The sequence below is a fragment of the Roseateles sp. P5_E11 genome, assembly GCF_054049355.1.
The window spans coordinates 1-2,961 of record NZ_JBFUMO010000661.1 but is presented as its reverse complement, the minus strand read 5'-3'; the positions used below and the strand labels follow the sequence as shown (position 1 = coordinate 2,961).

Sequence of the window (2,961 nt, the reverse complement as noted above, 5' to 3'; positions counted from 1 at the left end):
GTAGAAGACGTAGCCCAGCAGCGCAAACGCCGCAGTCATATAGACGTCAAAGCTGTTGTTGTTCAGCGAGTAGGTGCCAATGCAGCAAAAGACGACGATGGCCGGAAAGAGAAACCGGTAGGGCACTGTCAGCAACTTGATCCAAATGCCGATCAGAGGCAGGTTGAGCACGATCAGCATCAGATTGCCGATCCACATCGATGCGATCAACCCCCAGAACAGCTCCGGGTTGCTCGTCATGACCTGAGGCCCCGGCTGAATGCCCTTGATGGTCATGGCACCCACCATCAGCGCCATCACAGCATTTGGCGGGATGCCAAGCGTGAGCATCGGGATGAAAGAGGTCTGCGCACCGGCGTTGTTGGCGCTTTCTGGACCGGCGACGCCTTGGATAGCGCCTTTGCCGAAGGGCACACGAGGATTGCGGACGACCTTCTTCTCCAAGGTGTAGGACGCGAAAGAGGCCAGCAGCGCGCCGCCACCGGGCAACACTCCCAGCACCGCGCCGAGGGCCGTGCCCCGCAGCACCGAAGGCCAGGCCTCCTTGAAGTCTTCCTTCGTCGGCCACAGGCCTTTCACCTCCTTGGTGAAGACCTCGCGATGTTCTTCGGGCTGACCCAGATTGGCGATGATTTCTCCGAAGCCGAACACGCCCATGGCGATGACCACGAAGCCAATGCCGTCAGTCAATTCAGGAACATCGAAGGAGAAGCGCGCCGTGCCGGTGATGACGTCGGTGTTGATCTGCCCGAGCAGCAGGCCAAGCACGATCATTGCAATGGCCTTGATGAGCGATCCCGACGCGAGCACAACCGCGCCGACCAGGCCGAGCACCATCAGTGAGAAATACTCGGCCGAGCCGAACTTGAAGGCCAGCTCGGTCAGCGGCGGCGCGAAGGCCGCGATGATGATGGTGCCCACGCAGCCGGCGAAGAAGCTGCCCAGGCCGGCGGCCGCGAGCGCCGCACCGGCACGGCCGCGCCGGGCCATCTGATAGCCGTCGATGGCCGTCACGACGGAGCTGGACTCACCCGGCACATTGATCAGGATGGCCGTCGTCGAGCCTCCGTATTGAGCGCCGTAATAGATACCGGCCAGCATGATCAGGGCAGGTGTGGCGTCCAGCGTGTAGATGGACGGCAGCAGCATCGCGATGGTCGCGACGGGCCCCAGACCGGGCAGCACGCCAATAAGCGTTCCCAGCACCGACCCGAAGAAGCAGTACATCAGGTTCTGCAGCGTCAGCGCCGTATGGAACCCAAGACCCAGATTGTTCAGCAGGTCCATGGTGCCCTCAGCCCGTGATGTAGATGGGCCAGAGCGGGATGGTCAGCTTCAGGCCAAGGATGAACAGCGCCCAACTGCCGACCGTCAGCACGACACTGCTGATCAACACATCACGCCAGTGGAACTCATTGCCGGCCAAGGCGGACAACGTGATGAGCAACGGCAGCGTGCAGGCCAGCCCCAGGCGAGGCAGCGCGACGCCGAAGACGGCGATGGCGGCGACGATGATGAGCAAAGGGCGCCAGGCAATGGCGCCGATGGGATCGCCGCCTTCTGATTCCAGCGTCAACGCCTTGAAAAGCACGAGGCCGCCCAGCAAGGCCAGCAGGATGCCCAGGCCGAAGGGGAAATAACCCGGGCCTGGTCGGGCCGAGGTGCCGAAGGAGTATTCCGTCGAGCCCCATGCGAACGCCACGCCCACCACCAGGAACATCAGCCCGGACCAGAAGTCCCGCTGGCTTTTGATCTTCATTGCTTGTCGCCTCCGGCGCGCCGCGGGCGCGCGTTCTCTTGCCGGTGATTCTGGCAGTCGGGTCGACGCTGCCCGACTGTGGATTACACGTAAGACAAGAGAGACTAGCCTTCCCAGGACGGCGTGCTGCGCAACACCTCCTCCACCGTCGTCACCCCTTCCGCCACCTTCATCGCGCCGGCCAAGCGCAGTGGGCGCAGGCCCTCCTGCATGGCCTGACGACGCAGCGCGGCCAGGTCAGCGACCGAGGCCTTGACGCCTTCTGAAACGGTCAACAGTTCGTAAAGGCCAGCACGGCCGCGAAAACCCGTATTGCGACATTCCAGGCAGCCCACCGGCTTGAAAGGCTTGACGCCTCCACCCAGGCGCCAGTGCCGCACCAGCTCATTGAGGTTCTCCCGCGTGACCATGGGGTCGGGCTGCTTGCAGTGCGGGCACAGGGTGCGCACCAGCCGCTGGGCCAGCACACCAATGACGGTGGCGCTGATCAGATAGCTCGGCACGCCCAGGTCCATCAGCCGCGTGATTGCCGATACCGAGTCGTTGGTATGCAAGGTGCTAAAGACGAGGTGACCCGTCAACGCGGCCTGGATGGCCATCTCGGCCGTCTCCAGGTCGCGAATCTCGCCGACCATGATGATGTCCGGATCCTGGCGCATCAACGCGCGCAGGCCTTCGGCGAAACCGAGATCCAGCACGTTCTGCACCTGGGTCTGGTTGAAGGCCGGCTCGATCATCTCGATGGGGTCTTCGATGGTGCAGACATTGACCTCTTCGGTCGCCAGGCGCTTGAGCGTCGAGTACAGCGTCGTCGTCTTGCCGCTGCCGGTCGGGCCGGTCACCAGGATGATGCCGTGGGGCTGCTTGACCAGGCTCTCCCAGCGGTCGGAGTCGTGCTGGCCGAAGCCCAGGGACGACAGATCCTTGACGGCGGTCTCGGGGTCGAAGATGCGCATGACCATCTTCTCGCCGAAGGCGGTCGKCAGCGTCGACAGCCGCATTTCGACTTCGTCGCCGGCTGGGTTGCGCGTCTTGATGCGGCCATCCAATGGGCGGCGCTTCTCGACGACGTCCATGCGGCCGAGCAGCTTGATGCGCGAGGTCATTGCGCCCATCACCGTCGGTGGCAGCTGGTAGACCGTGTGCAGCACGCCGTCTATGCGAAAGCGGATGACACCCATCTCGCGGCGCGGCTCAAGGTG

Annotated in this window: 3 protein-coding genes; all 3 read right to left on the bottom strand. The window is 63.4% G+C overall.

Annotation, left to right across the window (positions count from 1 at the left end):
* Nucleotides 1–1,287: tripartite tricarboxylate transporter permease (locus ACXJKR_RS28760; RefSeq protein ID WP_457325745.1), on the bottom strand; the 1,287-nt coding region annotated here is incomplete at its 3' end.
* Nucleotides 1,288–1,294: 7 nt separating this feature from the next.
* Nucleotides 1,295–1,759, bottom strand: coding sequence for a tripartite tricarboxylate transporter TctB family protein (locus ACXJKR_RS28755; RefSeq protein ID WP_056192693.1), 465 nt, complete (start codon nt 1,757–1,759; stop codon nt 1,295–1,297).
* Between the two features lie 104 nt (nt 1,760–1,863).
* A partial coding sequence (locus ACXJKR_RS28750; protein ID WP_457325744.1) for a GspE/PulE family protein occupies nt 1,864–2,961 on the bottom strand: 1,098 nt, incomplete at its 5' end.

Bases quoted from the DNA above. Each gene is read 5' to 3' on its own strand.
- ACXJKR_RS28755 (WP_056192693.1), bottom strand. From the start codon at position 1,759: ATGAAGATCAAAAGCCAGCGGGACTTCTGGTCCGGGCTGATGTTCCTG.